At 66.7% G+C, this 15,383-nt stretch carries 19 protein-coding genes; 3 read left to right on the plus strand and 16 right to left on the minus strand.

Annotation, left to right across the window (positions count from 1 at the left end; all coding sequences use genetic code 11):
• The first annotated feature begins 80 nt into the window (after positions 1-80).
• Positions 81-779: a hypothetical protein gene (locus ACIRP7_RS27855; RefSeq protein WP_403664771.1), complete on the plus strand. Its 699-nt coding sequence runs from the start codon at positions 81-83 to the stop codon at positions 777-779.
• A 78-nt stretch (positions 780-857) separates the two neighbouring features.
• On the opposite strand, the gene ACIRP7_RS27860 is transcribed toward ACIRP7_RS27855, so the two are convergent.
• The 7 genes from ACIRP7_RS27860 to ACIRP7_RS27890 form a co-directional block, all read right to left on the minus strand.
• On the minus strand, positions 858-1,391 hold the full coding sequence (locus ACIRP7_RS27860) for a hypothetical protein (protein ID WP_403664773.1): 534 nt from the start codon (positions 1,389-1,391) through the stop codon (positions 858-860).
• 145 nt (positions 1,392-1,536) lie between these two features.
• Entirely contained in the window at positions 1,537-1,947 is a 411-nt protein-coding gene (locus ACIRP7_RS27865; protein ID WP_403664775.1) for a hypothetical protein, read from the minus strand.
• A gap of 162 nt (positions 1,948-2,109) precedes the next feature.
• Positions 2,110-2,859, minus strand: a complete 750-nt coding sequence (locus tag ACIRP7_RS27870; RefSeq protein WP_403664777.1) for a DUF317 domain-containing protein — start codon at positions 2,857-2,859, stop codon at positions 2,110-2,112.
• A 15-nt stretch (positions 2,860-2,874) separates the two neighbouring features.
• Positions 2,875-3,156 carry a hypothetical protein gene (locus ACIRP7_RS27875; protein WP_403664982.1) on the minus strand — a complete coding sequence of 94 codons (282 nt, stop codon included), beginning with the start codon at positions 3,154-3,156 and terminating at the stop codon, positions 2,875-2,877.
• A gap of 103 nt (positions 3,157-3,259) precedes the next feature.
• Positions 3,260-3,613: a DUF317 domain-containing protein gene (locus tag ACIRP7_RS27880; protein WP_403664779.1), complete on the minus strand. Its 354-nt coding sequence runs from the start codon at positions 3,611-3,613 to the stop codon at positions 3,260-3,262.
• 805 nt (positions 3,614-4,418) lie between these two features.
• Complete coding sequence (locus ACIRP7_RS27885) at positions 4,419-5,687, minus strand: hypothetical protein (protein WP_403664781.1); 1,269 nt, start codon at positions 5,685-5,687, stop codon at positions 4,419-4,421.
• Entirely contained in the window at positions 5,684-6,223 is a 540-nt protein-coding gene (locus ACIRP7_RS27890) for a DUF4365 domain-containing protein (protein ID WP_403664783.1), read from the minus strand. The genes ACIRP7_RS27885 and ACIRP7_RS27890 overlap by 4 nt, the downstream gene beginning before the upstream one ends.
• A 336-nt stretch (positions 6,224-6,559) precedes the next feature.
• On the opposite strand from ACIRP7_RS27890, the gene ACIRP7_RS27895 reads away from it, so the two are divergent.
• The gene (locus ACIRP7_RS27895) at positions 6,560-7,282 is read left to right on the plus strand and encodes an HNH endonuclease (protein WP_403664984.1); all 723 of its coding nucleotides are present in this window, start codon (positions 6,560-6,562) and stop codon (positions 7,280-7,282) included.
• A 293-nt stretch (positions 7,283-7,575) separates the two neighbouring features.
• On the opposite strand, the gene ACIRP7_RS27900 is transcribed toward ACIRP7_RS27895, so the two are convergent.
• Positions 7,576-8,103, minus strand: coding sequence for a Shedu anti-phage system protein SduA domain-containing protein (locus ACIRP7_RS27900; RefSeq protein WP_403664785.1), 528 nt, complete (start codon positions 8,101-8,103; stop codon positions 7,576-7,578).
• A 67-nt stretch (positions 8,104-8,170) separates the two neighbouring features.
• Positions 8,171-8,674, minus strand: a complete 504-nt coding sequence (locus tag ACIRP7_RS27905; RefSeq protein ID WP_403664787.1) for a hypothetical protein — start codon at positions 8,672-8,674, stop codon at positions 8,171-8,173.
• Positions 8,675-9,188: 514 nt separating this feature from the next.
• Between ACIRP7_RS27905 and ACIRP7_RS27910 the strand changes: the two genes are divergently transcribed.
• Positions 9,189-9,626: a GFA family protein gene (locus ACIRP7_RS27910; protein WP_403664788.1), complete on the plus strand. Its 438-nt coding sequence runs from the start codon at positions 9,189-9,191 to the stop codon at positions 9,624-9,626.
• Positions 9,627-9,744: 118 nt separating this feature from the next.
• Here ACIRP7_RS27910 and ACIRP7_RS27915 read toward each other — a convergent pair whose 3' ends face one another.
• From ACIRP7_RS27915 to ACIRP7_RS27945, 7 genes are all read right to left on the minus strand, one after another.
• Positions 9,745-10,755 (minus strand): SpaA isopeptide-forming pilin-related protein, encoded by a 1,011-nt coding sequence (locus ACIRP7_RS27915; RefSeq protein WP_403664790.1) that lies wholly within the window; start codon positions 10,753-10,755, stop codon positions 9,745-9,747.
• A 64-nt stretch (positions 10,756-10,819) separates the two neighbouring features.
• Positions 10,820-11,698 (minus strand): hypothetical protein, encoded by an 879-nt coding sequence (locus ACIRP7_RS27920; protein ID WP_403664792.1) that lies wholly within the window; start codon positions 11,696-11,698, stop codon positions 10,820-10,822.
• Positions 11,699-11,740: 42 nt separating this feature from the next.
• Entirely contained in the window at positions 11,741-12,067 is a 327-nt protein-coding gene (locus ACIRP7_RS27925; protein ID WP_403664794.1) for a DUF317 domain-containing protein, read from the minus strand.
• Complete coding sequence (locus ACIRP7_RS27930; RefSeq protein WP_403664986.1) at positions 11,959-12,438, minus strand: DUF317 domain-containing protein; 480 nt, start codon at positions 12,436-12,438, stop codon at positions 11,959-11,961. Before ACIRP7_RS27930 ends, ACIRP7_RS27925 begins: the two co-directional genes overlap by 109 nt.
• A gap of 221 nt (positions 12,439-12,659) precedes the next feature.
• The gene (locus ACIRP7_RS27935) at positions 12,660-13,532 is read right to left on the minus strand and encodes a DUF317 domain-containing protein (RefSeq protein WP_403664796.1); all 873 of its coding nucleotides are present in this window, start codon (positions 13,530-13,532) and stop codon (positions 12,660-12,662) included.
• 46 nt (positions 13,533-13,578) lie between these two features.
• Positions 13,579-14,238 carry an HAD family hydrolase gene (locus ACIRP7_RS27940; protein WP_403664798.1) on the minus strand — a complete coding sequence of 220 codons (660 nt, stop codon included), beginning with the start codon at positions 14,236-14,238 and terminating at the stop codon, positions 13,579-13,581.
• The gene (locus ACIRP7_RS27945) at positions 14,235-15,272 is read right to left on the minus strand and encodes an MFS transporter (protein WP_403664800.1); all 1,038 of its coding nucleotides are present in this window, start codon (positions 15,270-15,272) and stop codon (positions 14,235-14,237) included. The genes ACIRP7_RS27940 and ACIRP7_RS27945 overlap by 4 nt, the downstream gene beginning before the upstream one ends.
• Positions 15,273-15,383: the final 111 nt, after the last annotated feature.

Genomic DNA, 15,383 nt, shown 5'->3' on the forward strand with positions numbered 1-15,383 from the left:
ACCCCTCACCCCTGCGTTCGTCGGCACCCGGAAGGCCGACCCGGTCAGACCATCCGTCTCGCATCACCAAGGGGTTTCGCATGCGCCGTTCCACCACGACCGCCCTCGGCCTTGGCACCGTCTTCACCGTCCTCGCCCTGACCGGCTGCGCCAGCCACGCTGAGCCCGCCGACTCCTCGGCCGCGTCCTCCGCCCCCGTGCACCGGGGCGGCAGCACCCCCTCGGCATCCGCGCCGGTGTCCTCGGCTCAGCTGAACAAGCTGCTGCTGAACGAGAGCGACCTGGGCGAGGGCTACACCCGCAAGCCTGAGACCGCTCGCCGGAACGACGATGTCACCGTCATCGGCTGCCCGGCGCTGGAGAAGCTCGGCAGCGACGCGGCCACCGGGTCCGGCCTCGCCTTCACCCGCAAGGCGAAGGCGTCCTTCACCTACACCGGCAGCAGCACCTCCGAGGTCAGCGAGGAGCTGTATAGCGACAGCGCCACGAAGCTGTCCAAGGGCATCGGGGTGGTCTTCGATGCGATGCTCTCCTGTCCCTCCTACCAGGTGACGTCGGGCACTTCCGTCGTCGACATGGCCACCGAGAAGACGGCCGCGCCGGACCTCGGCGACGAGCAGTGGAGCCAGCTGCTCACCTTCTCCGTCGGCGGGCAGCGCAGCGTCGTCAAGCAGACGGCGATCCGTACCGGCAACATCCTGGTGATCGTCTCCGGCTCGCCGGGCCTCGTGGATGCCCACCTGGACAAGGCGCTCGCCAAGGCGCGCACTGCACGCTGATCTGCTCCTCCATAGCCCCGGTGTCCGGGCCTGTCCTCCCGACAGGCCCGGACACCGGGGCTTCGGCGTGTGAGGCGATCAGCCGTCGAGACGGAGTTCGCGTGGCTCGTAGCGGAGTTGGAATGTCTGCGCGTGCTCCCCATCCATCCAGTACAGGGTCATGGTCGACAGCATGCTGCGCTTGATGTACCGGGTTCGCGAGGGCATTCCTTCGTCCTGTTGGACGATCCAGGCTTCCACCCGCTCCGGCAGACCGAACCTCAACGCGTATGCCTGTGGGTGCTCCGCCGAACGCAGTTCCCAAACGGGATGTGACGCTGCCTGATTGATGTGGCGCAGGCGCACCGCGTGCGTGGGGTGCGCTCTCGCGTAATCCACGAAGCCGTACAGATCATCCGAGGCCAGTCCCAAGACGAACGGCGCTGCCGGAAACGCCAGGACAAGGCCCAGCTGCGACCGGCTATGCAGGGCCTGAGCCAGGTAATCGAGTGGGCCGCGAATCGTATCGGGCAGGTCCACGTCGCCGGCGTCCATTTCCAGCAGCGGCCCGCGAAGATACGCCCGTATCTCGCGCACCTTCGGCCGCTCGGCCGCGGGAGTGGCGTCGAGCACTGCGTGAATCGTGTCAGCCGTGATCTTGACGAGATTCCGCAGTACAGCGAAGTCCGGCGCGGAGAGGTCAATCAGGGATATCTGGTGGGCCAGCGCGTAGTCCTGTGCCTCCGGGCTGAAGCCGGACGTCGAGAAGATCGCGTAGCTAGCGGTATCGCGTCCGCGGCCGGCCAGTCCCCGGGGCGGTGAGCGTTGTGGTCTCGCCCTCATTCACGTCGTGGATCACACCGTGGCCGTTGCGTACGGTGGGGAGACCAACTGGCGTTGTGGTCAGGTACTTTGCCTCCACGAACAGGCGGACAGGCAGTGAGAACGGCGGGACGTACCGGAACTGTCCGAGCGCGTCGACCTGATGCCATGCCCCGCGTCCACGGACCAGCAGACCGTTCTTGTCCTCCTTCAGCACCTTCCACGGCTCTTTGTCCTTGTCGTCGTCAGCAGTGAGGACTTCGAAGCCGCTGGACCGCAACAACCAGGCCAGCACCTCCTCCAGGAGGTAGCCGCGCAGTGGTCCTTTGCCGATTACTTTGCCTGCCGCGACGGCGATCCTATGCACGGCCTGGATCTTGGTTCCAGGGTGCCGTCAGGGGTTCGCTGATGCCGGTACGGCGAAGGCCCGGTGGTTCACTCCCGTGAAGGGAGTGGAACCACCGGGCCAGGAAGAGGGCGGCATCCCCCGTCGATCCCCCCGCCTCGGTCACCGGCTATGAGCAGCTCGTCAGCCGCGGCGTACGACCGTGAGACGGTTCTCCGCGCCTTCAGGCAGCGTGCGGCGCGGTACCGGGCCAGGTGCGGCGAGGGACGAGGCAAAGGCCGCGACCAGCTCGTGCGGGGCGCTCGCGCTGAAGCTCGCGCACCACAGGTACGGCGCCCCGAGCACGGGCTCCGCCCACGCCTGCCACCCCAGAAGGTCGTCACGGGGGTCGGCGTCGTGGATGAGCGGCGGCAGCATCTCCAGCGAGACGTTCGTGGAGAAGCCGGGGTCGGTGGCGGTCGTACGGGGACGGTCCATGTCGCGCAGCCAGCCCCGCGCGCTGAGTGCGGTGAGCACCGACTCGGCGTTCTCTAGCCCGGCATCGGGTGTCGCGCTGGCGTCAAGCGCGAGCAGGAAATCGGTGAGCGCCTCGTGCGGTACGCCGGGGGTGAAGTACGCGTTCCACTCGGTCAGAGCCGAGGCGGCGTGCGGGCGAGCGGAGAGCTGCCAGGCCACCGCGAGGCCGCCCAGCTCGAACGGGTAGGCGGCGAGGATCCACTCGGCGCCGCGCAGGCCGTCGGGGCTCACATAGAGCAGGGTGTTGCGGGAGGTCGGCCACATGCGCCAGCCGAGCTCGGTCAGAGTGCCGCCGATTCGCTCGGCGAGGACGCCGTCATCACCGGCCAGGTGGCGCGGGGTGACCCAGTACACCGGGTCCGGCGAGGTGGGGTGGCAGGGATCGATGGGGTGGTGCGGATGCAGGGGCGCCTCCATGGGTTCGGGGGTGAATCACTGGTCGTCGTTCGGCCCGGTCGCGCCGCGCCGGCGGCGCGGGGGCGCCTCGACCGGGTCCTGCCAGGTCAGAGCGACGGCCACGGCGGGCGGCAGCGTGCCGAACTGCTCGGCCTCCGGGGACTCGGCGATGTAGACCATCGGCCGACCGTGCTCGTCCACGGCCTTCTCCACGCCGCCCAGACGGTGGGCCATGGGGAAGAAGGGGTTGATGGCAAGACGGACGGGTGTGTCACGGTCGCAGGTGGACAGCAGGTCGAGGATGTCGCCGACGGTCATCTCGGGCGAGTGCGGGTCCAAGGCGTTCTCCTAGCAGTAGCGGGCAAGGCCGCGAGAGCAGGGGCAGGGTACGCGTCGCGTATTAAGGAAGAGGATGCGCCCGTCACAGGGGCCGGGAGGTTGACAGGATCCGGGACACGACGCCAGCGACGATCTCCGCCGGCGTGTCCGTACCGAAGGCCATCCGGTAGCCGGGGACGTTGGCGGTACCAGTGACGGCGATGACCCAGTCTTCGTCAGCGCCGCCGGGCCGACCGTTCGGGAAGTAGCCAAGGTAGAACCGGCCGTCGCGCGAGCTGACGTGCACGTCGCCACGGTCGTCGACGATGTGCGTGAAGTCGGGCTCCGAGAACTGGTCGATCACCTCCATCGGCTGGCCGGCACCGAGCTTCCAGGAGCGGATCCGCAGAGCCGCGATCGTCGTGGCGAATCCAGAATGCGCCGCATCCAATGCCACAGCATCACCTCTCTGACCAGGGATTTTCCGGAAGGTCGTTCAGGTTGACATGCCGTTGCAGCGTCCACCAGTCCTTTGGGTGATCTTCCTTGTCTGCCACCGGCGAACTTGTCCTTGGACGGCGCTGTTGGATCTCAAAATGCGCTTCACAATCTCAGGCTCGACTGCACATCGGCTGCATATGTGAAGCGCTGATGAGACTCACTGTTCGGACTGCTCCCCCTTTGAATGACGGCAACCGGTAATTGACCTCCTCCCCGGTGTGGGCGGGCATCGTGGCGATGCGGCCATTGCATGGGGCGGGGAGGTTCGCGTGATCAGTGAGACTGGTCGTGTGGGGCGAGAACGCGGGCGGCAGCCAACACAACGAGACCGCAGCCGGCCTTGAAGGCACACCGGCTGGGACAGCCTCCAACGTCTCAGATCCCGGCCTGAGTTCGCCGGCCCGGTGTAACAAACCCGAGGGTTGTACCACCGGGAAACAGGTCGTCGGTTTGATGGGTCCGAGTCCCCGGGCCATGACGAGAGCACAATGAGACGTGGCTCGCGGTCCGAGCCAAGCCCGACCCGGTCACGGGGGGCCGCTGAGGCTCCGTACCAAATCGCCAGGCAGCGACCCAGCTCACGACGCCGCGGCCAGCTACAACGCCGACGGACACGTGGTTGTGGAGAGCAAGGCACAGATGAGAGCATGCAGAGTTTAATCGCCTGACCGTGCCGAGGCGTTGTTCTTGGCGCTGCACAAACCCTAGCCGCTTATATGCCGTGGTGGCGGCCTCATCTTATGGGCAGCGGTCCAGGTACGCTACTCGCCTTCTCGGCTGCGCGTGCTTCTCAATCGTATTGGCAGGTCCAGTGGAAGGTCATCACCCCTGGGGGAACTCAGGGAGAAATCGATTTCCCCGCGAACCCTCCTCACACCACGACGCCTATCAACAAAGCCAACTACTCTCACTTCGTCGCGTTGACGGTTGGCCTCAATTGCACGCCAATAGTCATCTTCACTAATCTCGACATAAAAGTCTTCGTGGGAATCTTCATCGCCTCCAACTCGGCGAACAACGGCAGAGTACCCGCTACCGCCATTCTTACCTGCCACTCTCTCATCGAGAGTGACAGCCACCACTAGGCCAGTGAAATCTATCGATCTCGATTCACTTGCCATTTGCATTGCTTGAGTCAAGCGAGGGGATTCAACGTTTCCACTGATCGGCGAAGATCGCCTTAGAGAGCGTGGACCCCTGATTTCATCGGGCGTAAACGAGAAGGCCAATCCCAAAGCTACAGGCGAATCAGCCCGACCAACAAACACCTGATATCTACGAATGGAGATGTCGAATGATGCCAGATCAGGGAATTTTGCGATTGGCTTCAAGGCTGCGGCCAGGGCTAGGCCGAGGCGGCTCAAATCCAACGTCTCCGCTTCCCTTTCAACCAGGTCAGAGATATCACCCTTGATCCACTGCAACCCCTTAGCGAGATTGTCAAAGACACCGCGAGCGAACCCTTGTGACGAGTCTCCTCGAGCATGCAGTAGCGAGTAGAAGGGGAAGATGAAGCTCCCTCGAAGCGTATGACCAAGCGCAACCCTATCCTTCAAATAGGAGGCAACGACGCGATTAGGTCGCCCCTTAAAGGAGCTATTCGAGTCATATGTGTATCGAGCCGACAGATCAAATAGTCTATGAACTACACTCAATGTATCTTTAGCTTCAGCTAGCCCCACAGATTCACTGTTTGAATCGTGATGAATTAGGCGAACCAACAGTGAATCCGATCTGCCGTGTTGGATTCGCTGCAGGAGACCGTCAGCATCACACTCATAGATACGTGAAAGCTCGACGAGAATCTCTACAAGACGCCGCTCATAATCGGCGTACCCATTATTGAGCGGAAGAAGATAGAGAGTCTGCGGGTAGCTATCTGGATCGAATCCAGGTGGCGCCCATCGCTCATACAGTCCTTCGCGCTTTTCAACAAGTACCCAAGATTGCAGCGCTAGGAAGTCGGAGACGCGATGTGGCGGGAGCGTTGAAGCGAGCGAGTGGAAATCGCCGATGTCGCGTTCGCTCATGCTGCACCCCCATCGCCCAGTTTCTTCAGCTCACTTCGGATGTACTCTTCGCTGAACTCGTCCTCGACTCGAAGGCGGACAGTGCCCGACTTCTGACCTGGCCTGAGCGGTGCCCAGTCACGAGGGTCGGACCAAAGCATGATGCCATCCATGCTCCAACGCCCTCCTCTCGATTTGAGCCTGGGTACGTCTACCCCTCTCGGGAGGATCATCAGCACGAACTTCACGGGGGTGATGCGCGGCTGCCGCAGGACGGCGTAGTCGTCTGCTTCAAGCTGGAACGAGTAGTCGCCGTTCTTCAGTCGACGAACCTTCGACTTACTACTACTCGCCTTGGCCTGGATGTCGAACCTGGGCAAGGCGTACCTATGCGGCTCATCGGATACAAGGGTTGTATCAACGCAGTTGTAGTCAAGGCGAGGGTCGCTGACATGACACCCTGCCCCGTTCGCGAGGAGCTCGATCACAGCGAGGCTTGCCACTTCTTTACGGGCAGATGAGGGGGCGCCCTGGCGGCGAAAGGTCTCCTCGCTCACCTGTCTACCCCCACCCATCGTCTCCCGAGCCTCACGGCTCACCGAGGGTGGCCACTATGTGACGATCAGCCTAGCCTCAGTCGATCCACCGACCGCCTAGAATGATCAACCGCTCCCATCTTCGACCACATCACCACTACATCGCTTCGAAGTTGATCGATCTGGGCGCAAATCTCTCCCACCGGGTCGTGGCACGCTCAGGACCTTCACCGACCGCGGGGTGATCTCCGACCTGGGAAACGGACTGAGATGGCTCACCCGGCCAAGTCGGTGGTACGCGCGTCGAATGCCAGTCCCCCTTACGATCCTCTCGATTGATCAGAGGGAGGGCGTGTGATGGACTCAATCCGTCGCGGCGAGCGGGGGAAGCAGAAGACCTGGCAATGGCTCATGGTTTTAACAGCACAGCGCGGACTGTGTACCTACTGTGGCCGGTCGGCTGCTACGACGATCGACCACGAGGAGCCCATCGCTGACCAGGGAGCGGACATCTGGTGGAATTTCGTTCCGGCCTGCGATGACTGCAATCGCTGGAAGAAGGGCCGCAGTGCCAGGCGCTGGGTAGTGGACATGGACCTGCACCACAGGTATCCGAAGGCGGGCTTTGCAACGCGGGCTATGCGGCCCGCGGTCTACGCCGGCATCACGAGGCGCGTGGAGCGCGTACAGCGGGAGATAGCGGACATGGATCGCCGCGAGTGGTTCCGCCTGCATTATGGGGATGAGCGGCATCGGAACAAAACCGAGCTGTCCGAAATCCTTGCAAGCTGCAAGGCGGAGTTGCGGAGGTACCCGCACTATCCCTGGCGCACGCCGAAGCTCGGCACGTCACGGAACGTCTGTACCCACTTGATGTGCTGCGGCTACCAGCACCCGAAGGCTGAGCACATGGTGGCCTTCCTGGAGCGCGAGGAGCGCGACGCCTTCCGACGAGCCGTCTTCACCGAACGCGCCCACGAGGGGGACGTTCTGGGGCGGCTCATCAGGGAGTACCTCCTTGGCAAAGAGCGCGGGGGCGGCATGGCGCAGCATAGTCATGCAGGGCGGCGGCGGGATTAACCCCGACGTTCCGCCATTGGCCCACGTCAACGCAAAATGAGACCGGGGCTGCGGCGGCACCCCGTCGCCCCCGGAACCGCGGGGCGACTTAACCAGAGTGGGGAAATGGCCACACTCCTGATACAGGAGCGTGGCCATCGCTGTGAGACAGACAGGAGACCGGCAGGTCGCAGCATCGGGACATGATGCGGGCCTTGAGATCCCACAGGCGCCGAGGGCTTCTGCTTCGCCTGGGGGAACTGCGCGTTTGATCCTTAAGACCGCAAGTCGGCAGACGTCCGGTGTCCGGCGTGTCAGTCCTCCTCGTCCCAAGATTCATCGAGTTCGATGTCCAGAGCTCCGATGCGCATCGGCGGACGGGACGTAGCCGCTCGGACGAGCCAGTCATAGGTGCGGATCTCAATGCGATTCTCTTCCAAGAACTCGTTGCGCATCGCCTCGGTCGGCGCGCCAGGGTTGTCGCGTCCAATGATGATGAGTCCTGGGGGATTCACCCGGATGCCTTCAAGCCCTGTGCCGCCGCGGTCCTCGGGAGCGCCGGCTGTGTGGAAGTGTTCTGTGATCCACCGGCGCCAGTCCCGAATCTGCTGCGTGGCCTTGCGGAGCTCTTTTGAGGCTTGCCCGTCGTTGAGGACCAGCCGCGCTGTGGGGCTTTCCAACTCGACGAGCCGCCAGATCACGCCCATGGACGTGACCCCGCCGATTACGAAGTCCGCCACGAACTTGTCAGCGAACCGCACCTGGTGTCTAACGAAGGTGTGGTGGTTGCCGGTGACCAGGTGCCCAAGGATCTGCGGGTGCTGTTCCAGGACGAGCTGCATCGGTCTTGGTGATCCTCAGCCGCTCCCCGTCACAACACGATGCTTCTCGCCGCGTCGTCGGCGCCCGTCACGAGGCCGCGGTCCGCCAGGACGCGCCGAGTTCCGCGAGCCGCCCCCGCAGCACGCCGCGCTGCTCCTCCAGATCCTGCGAGGCGGGCGACAGGAGATAGATGTTGTCGCGGTACAGGCGGAACCCGATGTTCTCCCACCCCTGGGCGATCTTGGCGTTCACGCGGTCCCACTCGGATCGGTCCCTCAGACGCTGGCTGCTGAGGTCGGTGATGCCGGGTGAGCAGACGATGGCCCGGCAGCCGGGCATGAGTCGGTGGATCGCCTCGATGCCGAGTACGGCCGCCAGGCCCTGGCCGCGCCGCTGCGGTTCCAGGGTCACCCGGTCCATGACGAGCAGTGCGGAGCCGACGTACTCCAGCAGCTCGCCGACCTCGCTGGTGAACGAACCAGTCTGCCGGTCGAGGAGGACCTGGGCGGTCTCGTACAGCTCCTCGGACTCGTCCTCCATGGCCCAGTAAGCGTTCCGGCCGCGGTCGAGATGCACCCGATAGAAGGTCATCGACCCGACGGCGACGTCCTCCACCGTGCACGACCGGGCAGTTCACGGTGACGCAGCCGCTGCTCGGCACCGGGTCCTGGCCGCCGTCATGCGTTCGCCGACGGTGCAGGACGGCCACGTTCCACCGCTCCAGCGTGTCAGCCTGCGGGGTGTCCCAGAGCTCGTCGTCGTAGGAGATGCGCAGGTGTAGCTCGGAGGGGTCGCCGGGCAGAGAGGAGGGCTCGATCACTGCTGCAGGCTAACGAGGCGCCTACTGCCCCGATGCCGCGACGCCACCCCGCGCGTCATCGACGGCCGCGGCACCCTGAACGCCGACACCTGGCGCGACGCCGGATGGACCGTCCGCGCCCTCGGACGCCGCTGAGCCGCAGTTTTGCCGCCCGGCCCGTGACGCCTCTGTAATCGGCGCCCGCGGTCGGGGCCAGGCCAGAGCTGCTAACAGCGTCCTGACGATCATGGAACCGATGGCACACTGATGGGCCCAACTTGCCCATCGCGCCTGGGAGATCACCTGATGAACGCCACCCCGGCCGCCGACGCCCAGGGAGCCGAAGAAGCCGAGGGACGTTCCGGCGGCTGCCTGTGCGGCCGTATCCGCTTCACCACCCGGGGTCCGGCCGTCTTTCCCCACACCTGCGCCTGCGAGCATTGCCAGAAGCTCGGCGGCACCCCCGTGATGTGGTGGGTGGGATTCGAGACGGTCACCTGGACCGGCGAGAGCGAGCCGACCTGGTACGAGACCTTCGGGGGCGAGGCGAGGCGCGGCTTCTGCCCGACCTGTGGCAGCCGCGTAGCGGCGATCGACAGAGACATCCCGGAGATCGGCATCAACGTCACCGCCCTTGACGACACCAGCGGCACAGACCTTGTGCCCATTCACGCGTCCTTCCGCGACAACGCTGTGCACTGGCTGCCCCCGGTGCCGGAGGCCGAGCACAGCGCTGCCGGTTGACCCTTCGTCCGCTGGTCGGCGACTTCTCCCGCGCCCTCGATGGTCCCAGCGCTCACGCCAGAGCCCCCGGAATCGAACGATTCGATTCCGGGGGCTCTGGGGAGTGGGGCGGGTGAGGTCAGCTCGCGGTGGAGCCGTCGTCGGTGGAGTTCTCCGTGCGTCGGCGGCGGGCCACGAAGAGGGCGCCTCCGCCGGCAGCGATCAGGACTCCGGCGCCGCCGATCAGCCACGGGGTGGCGTCGGCGCCGGTGTGCGCGAGCGAGCCTGCGGGGGCGGGGGCCACGGTGCTTGACTCGGTCTCGTCGGAGGTCGGTGGACCCGAGGCGGACGGCGTCGCGGTGTCCTCTTCCTGGCCGGGCTTGTCCGGGGTGGGTTGGGCGCTCGGTTTGTCGGTGGGCTTGTCGGTCGGCTTCTCCGTGGGCGCCGCGGTGGTGGCGCTCTTGGCGTTGGTGACAGTCACGGTCACGGGGGCGCCCGGCTTGGCCTTGAACGCCTTCGAGTGCTTGTAGATGTCGTAGCCCTCGGGCGCCTTCACCTGCTTGACCCAGAAGTCGGTGCCGGTGCGGGCGTTGATGGGCAGCTTGCCGGTGGCCGTTCCGTCGGAGCTGGTCGTCAGCGTCAGGATGGTCTTGTCGCCGCTGCCGATGTTGACCGTGGATCCAGCCAGCAGCTTGCCGGTCTTGTCGTCGTTGGCCTTCAGCAGAACTGAGGCGGGCTTAAACGGGTCGATGATGGTCAGCGGAGTGTCGGCACCGGGGGTGACGATGACGTCCTGGTCGTCGACGACCTCGTGCAGCGCGCTACCGCTGGAGACTTCCTTGAGCTGGTAGACACCGGGCGCGAGGTCCTGGAAGGTCAGCTGGCCCTCGGCGTCGGTGGTGCCGCTGGCGGCCTGTTTGCCAGTGGAGTCGAGCAGGGTGAACGTGGCGCCGGCGAGAACATCGCCGCCCGAGTCCTTCTTCAGGATGGTGACGCCGCCGTTCCCGGCCGCGCTCAGCGGAGTAATGGACGTGGACGGGGACGGCTCGGGGGTCTTCGCGGAGGCGGCTGGGGCCAAGGCCATCACGCCGGTCGCCGTGGCAACGGTGACGGCCACGGCGGACAGGCGACGGGTGGAACGGATACGCAAGAAGGAACTCTCCTGGAGGGTACGAGGGCAGGGCTGCCGGTCGGTGCAAGCGGGATAATGCCGGTCAGCGGGTAGGGGCTGGCGACGGCTGGGGCGGCGGGGCCGGACGGGTTCGCCCTGGAAGGTGCGCGGGGGCGTCGATCGTGCTTCCGCGGGCGGCGGCCCGGACGAGGTGGTGTAGGTCCTCGATGGGCAACGTCGCGATGTGGGATAGGCCCTGCGCGACGGAGGCACCGCGCAGTCTGCCTACCGGTAGGCCGGCGGCATGCACGATCCGGGCCGCAGCCTCGGCTTCGATCAGGAGGCCGAACGCCGGTGGAATATCGAGCAGTTGGGCAGCGTACTCGCGGCTGCCGGTCAGTGCTTGAGTGAGGGGAAGTCCGTCGTCGAGGACGCTGTCGACGATGTCCAGCCAGACCGGTGTGGCCCGGTGGAGGCGAGTGAGGAAGTCGGCGTCTGTGAGCCAGCATCCCTGGTACGGCTCAGGATCCGTATCGAGCTGAGCCGGTCGCCGCCGTCCTCTGTCGGCGCTGCCGGGCGGGGGCGGTTCGGGCGTCCAGACCTTCAGGTAGTCCTGGATGGCATGGCTCAGGGGTATGACGGCGGCGCCGATCCAGGGTGAGGTGTCGTCGTGGTGCCAGTCCCGTACAACGCCGTAGCCGTCATGTCCGGGCTGTTTGCCGAGGCGGGCATCCCGGACGGCGAACGTGCCGTGGTCGGCGAAGGACAGGTACGCGTGGTCGAGGGCGCCACGGTCCGGGTGGAGGATGCTCAGGCGCAGTCCGCCGTACTCACGTTCTCGGATGGTCTGGGCGAACTCGATGCGCAGCCGCAGCGGGGAGTCGGGCGAGACGACGGCGTAGCAGGCGTCGCCGATCACTCGGCGTTCGTGGACGGGCAGGTCGAGCAAGTCGGTGAAGAAGTGCTGGGCGTGCAGGGACAACGGTGGTGGTACTCCTCGGCAGCGGACAGTTCTGCGGGGCGGCTACCTGCGTCGGCCGGCCGACGGGGCGGGATGGACAGTCGGCGCGGGCCCGGTGCCCGGGGCCGCGACACCGGCGTGCTCGGACGGCAGGGTCGGCGACGAGGGTGCCGACGCTCGCCTCTGTACCGGGGCACCCTGGCGCGCGGCGGCATCGGTCAGAGCGGCGGGGAGGGTGAGATGGAGACGGGTGTCGGCCGGAATGTTCCACACGGCCCGGGCTAGCGGCACGAGTGAGGCCAGGGAGGAGGCGAACGCCGCGACCAGGGAGGCGGGCACGGCGGAGGAGAACGTGGCCTTCCACAGCGGGTAGTCCGTGGCCCGCCCCACGCGGACCAGACGGGTGCGGCCACGTTCTTACGCACGTAGGCGTGTTGCAGCACGCCGTAGCCATCCGGGCTGCGGAAATACTGGACCCCGTCCGTCTTGACCGTGTGTTGCCAGCCAGCGGTGAGCAGCGGCAGGTATACGTCTTGGGGGCGGACGTCGTCTGGGCGCAGCAGGTCGCGTTCGCCCCTCCTGTCCGCCTCACACAGCGCGAGCACTTCGGCATACAAGTCGCGAACGAGTTCGACGGGGGTACTGGCATCCAGCGTGGCCGTCCAGGTGGCCGGCCGGAAGGGGTCCTTGTGTGCGGCGACCAACCACTCACCACCGCGCACGTGATCCTCGGACGATACGTGCCCGACGAGCAGCCGCATGCCGGGACTGATCACGATGGCCGGGCCGTCTCCGGAGTGGTGGAGGGTCCAGCCCTGATCGAAAGGGAAGGGCCAGACGTCGACGAGCTCGTGGATGCCGGGGCCGGCGAGGTGGCGGGGAAGGACCTCGACCACGTCGTGGTCGTCGAGATTGTCCAGAGGGCTCAGTGACACAAGGTCCTTTCGGCGGGAGGGAGTTGCTGGTCGCGGGCGGCAGCGGATCAGCGGCGCGCTGCCGTGCGTGGGGCGGCGGACGCCGGAGGAAGAGTGGCCGTGCTCCAGCGCGGGACGCTGCGGGTGCCGAGTGCCGGCGGTCGACAGGTGAGGGCGCGCTGGACGTCGAGCGGGGTCGGAACCTGGGGCGCGGGCGGTGTGACAGGGGTGAGCTGTGCGGCCTCGCGCAGCCAGGGGAGCATTGAGTCCTTCCAGCGCGGCAGGGGCGCCGGGTCGGAGACGCTCTGGGTGATGGCCTTCACCAGCGGGATGGGAGTGTGGGTGGTGGCGGTGGCGTACCAGCGGGCGTAGCCGTTCTTCGGGCCACCCCAGAGGTGCCATCGGGCCTGAAGGGTGGTGAGTTCCTTCTCGGCACTGAGGTGGCCGGTGGTGTATTCGCAGGTGGCCATGCCGTCCGGGGCCTTGAGTTCCATCACCCCCCAGCGGGGGTGCTGGAACTGCCAGCCGTTCTTGATCAGCGGGACGACGGCGTCGAAGGCGCCGAGCTCGGGGTCCTTAAGGTCGGGCTCGGCGAGGTAAGTGTCGGGGCCGGCTGTGTATGCCTGGGCGAGGGCGGTGGTGAGGGCGGTGACGAACTCGGTCGGGGCGGAGTCGTTGAAGCTGACGCCCCATGCGGGTGGCCCGAAGCGGTCGCGGTAGGCGTTGATCCGCCACAGTCCGTCGTCGTCTCCCTCGGGCAGGAAGCCGAGGCGGATGCGGTGGTCGGGAGCGGTGACGTAGGCGTTACCAAGGTCGTCGTTGTGCAGGTCGAAGCCGAGCGCAAGGAGCGGCTCCAGAGCAGGGTCTCCGATGTAGGTGCTGCCGGCGAGGTAGCGGGGGGAGACGTAGACGTCGCCGTCGATCTCTTCGGTGTCGGGCACGAAAGTCCTGGGGTTGAGGCTGGGCGGTGAGCAGTGCGGTGCCGAGTCAGAGCCTGGTGCGGTCCGCGAGTATCGGCAGCAACTGCTGCTCCAGGTCGGCGGGTGGGCCGGTGTAGTGGAGGGTGCGCAGGCCCAGCTCGGCGGCGGCCAAGCAGTTGTCCTCGCGGTCGTCGACGAACAGCACACGTCCGGGGTCGGCGACGCCGGTGGCGGCCAGGGCTCGTTCGTAGGCGGCCGGATCGGGCTTGCACAGGCCCAGGCGGGCGGAGTACAGGGCGTCGGTCATCAGCTCACGCCGCCAGTCGGTGGCGTCCAGGACGATGCTGAGGTGAGCGGGCGCGTTTGAGATCAGGACCATGGGCAGCCCTGCGGCCTGGGCTCGGGCGCGGTACAGGATGTCGAGGACGCGAGGGTCGGTGCGGGTCCACATCTGGGTGTCGGCGGCGCGCAGGGTGCGCAGCCACCGCGGTCCGGGGTGGTGCCCGAGCACCTTGGCCCAGTAGGCGAGATCGCTCAGTTCGCCTGCGTCGTACGCGTTCCGGGGGGCCCAGAAGGCTTCTTGGAAGGAAGGGAGGTGTCGGTCGGGCCACTCGGCGAGGTCAGCGAGGCGGGTCCACATGCCGGTGCTGGGCTGGAGTCCGAGGACTCCGTTGTAGCCGAGGAGTAGGGCGTCCACGCCGTTTGGGGAGACGGAGGTGTGGGTCAAGGGGTGGGTTTCTCCAGGGCTTTGGGAGCGAGGGCAGCGACGGCGGCGGCGAGGAGGGCGGGCAGCAGCAGCGCGTGCGGCAGGGCGGTGACGGTGGCGACGGCGCCGATGAGGGCGGGTCCGGCGAGCAGGCCGACGTAGCCGGTGACCGCGACGGTGGCGACCGCGCGGGGGCCGCCGATGCCTGCGGCGGTGATCAGGCTGGGGATGGTGACGGACAACCCCAGGCCGAAGGCCGCCCACCCGAGGAGGGCAAAGGCGATGGTGGAGCCTGCGAGCCCGGTTGCGAGGCCGAGCGAGGCCAGGGCGGCGCCGGCCCGGACAACAACGGGAGCGCCGAAACGGGCGGTGAGCCGGTCTCCGGCGAGGCGACCGGCGGCCATGGCGGCGCTGTAGACGCCGTACGCCACGGCGCTGGTCGCGGCGGTCGCACCGAGGTCGTGCAGGTGGACGGCAGCCCAGTCGGCCGCGGCCCCCTCTCCCAGCAGCGTTCCGGCCGCCAGTGCGCCCAGCAGCCACAACCGGGGCCGCGACAGACTCCCGCGCTCGTCCAAGCCCGGTGCCACATGGTTGTGGACGGGCTCGAGTCCAGGGCTGGCAAGACAGCGGGTAAGGCGCGTCGCTGCACCTGCCGCCGTGGCGGCAGTGGCTGCGACGCCGGCGAACAGGACGGTGTGCGGGGTGTGGGCGGTGGCTGAGGTCGGCACGGCACCGGTGAGGCCGCCGAGGCTGAAACTCGCGTGCAACCGGCCCATGATGGGGCGACCGTGAGCGTCCTGGCAGCGGACCGCAGCGGCATTGACTGCGACGTCGAGGACGCCGTGCGCGGCGCCGAAGACGAACGCTGCCACCAGGAGGCTCTCCAGGCTGCGGCAAATTCCGAGGACGGCAAGGCAGACGGCGAGGGCGATGGCACCGCCGGTCAGTAGTGCGGGCAGGCGGGCCGGGTGGGCGAGGCGTCCGCCGGTCTGGAGTCCAGCGACCATGCCCAGGGCAGCGGCCAGCAGGACCAGGGCGAGCCCGGCGGTGCTCACCTTGTCGGACGGGAGGAAACAATGCAGTGCCCGAGGCTCTGTCCTGGGCACTGAACTCTCTTCTGGGCTGCTGGGATTGAGGATCTGCGCACTAATCGGATCAGTGCGTAG

The sequence above is a fragment of the Streptomyces sp. NPDC102270 genome (genome assembly GCF_044766405.1).
In the GTDB taxonomy this organism is placed as follows: domain Bacteria; phylum Actinomycetota; class Actinomycetes; order Streptomycetales; family Streptomycetaceae; genus Streptomyces.

What these genes read in the sequence shown, in the direction of transcription:
- ACIRP7_RS27855 (WP_403664771.1), top strand. Translation starts at nt 81, where the DNA reads ATGCGCCGTTCCACCACGACCGCCCTCGGCCTTGGCACCGTCTTCACC.
- ACIRP7_RS27870 (WP_403664777.1), bottom strand. Translation starts at nt 2,859, where the DNA reads ATGGAGGCGCCCCTGCATCCGCACCACCCCATCGATCCCTGCCACCCC.
- ACIRP7_RS27875 (WP_403664982.1), bottom strand. Translation starts at nt 3,156, where the DNA reads ATGACCGTCGGCGACATCCTCGACCTGCTGTCCACCTGCGACCGTGAC.
- ACIRP7_RS27885 (WP_403664781.1), bottom strand. Translation starts at nt 5,687, where the DNA reads ATGAGCGAACGCGACATCGGCGATTTCCACTCGCTCGCTTCAACGCTC.
- ACIRP7_RS27895 (WP_403664984.1), top strand. Translation starts at nt 6,560, where the DNA reads ATGGACTCAATCCGTCGCGGCGAGCGGGGGAAGCAGAAGACCTGGCAA.
- ACIRP7_RS27900 (WP_403664785.1), bottom strand. Translation starts at nt 8,103, where the DNA reads ATGCAGCTCGTCCTGGAACAGCACCCGCAGATCCTTGGGCACCTGGTC.
- ACIRP7_RS27905 (WP_403664787.1), bottom strand. Translation starts at nt 8,674, where the DNA reads ATGACCTTCTATCGGGTGCATCTCGACCGCGGCCGGAACGCTTACTGG.
- ACIRP7_RS27910 (WP_403664788.1), top strand. Translation starts at nt 9,189, where the DNA reads ATGAACGCCACCCCGGCCGCCGACGCCCAGGGAGCCGAAGAAGCCGAG.
- ACIRP7_RS27930 (WP_403664986.1), bottom strand. Translation starts at nt 12,438, where the DNA reads ATGCGGCTGCTCGTCGGGCACGTATCGTCCGAGGATCACGTGCGCGGT.